The following is a 396-nucleotide window of genomic DNA, read 5'->3' on the forward strand; positions in this document are numbered from 1 at the left end:
TCCTTATCTGATAGGAGTTTTTTTAATTTCTCGCTTACTACCTTATATTGGTCTATATCTTTCTTATGTTTATTATAGAATATGTCTTTTGTGAATATGTTTTTCTTTTGGTATTCTTCATAAACTCCTTTTTTGGCTTTGTAGATTTCATAGTATAGAATTTTCTTTTCTACATCTTCCATTTCTTTATGGATTGTCTTTGCTTTTTTATTTAGCTTGTAACTATTGGACTTTAAACTTTCTATTTTTGTTTGTAACTGACCTATGGTTTCTATATTATTTTTTCTTAAATAACTATATGCACTTGTTAGCTTTTTGAAGTCATACTTTTCTTTATTAGTTTTTGCATATCCTTTTAGATATTTACTTTTTTCTTTTTGAATTTCTGAATAAGTT

Annotated in this window: 1 pseudogene; it reads right to left on the reverse strand. The window is 24.7% G+C overall.

The features are described from left to right. Nucleotides 1-396, reverse strand: a pseudogene (locus tag HMPREF2933_RS09630) (nickase); the annotation flags it as partial.

The organism is Streptococcus sp. HMSC066F10 (assembly GCF_001813805.1).
GTDB lineage: Bacteria > Bacillota > Bacilli > Lactobacillales > Streptococcaceae > Streptococcus > Streptococcus vaginalis.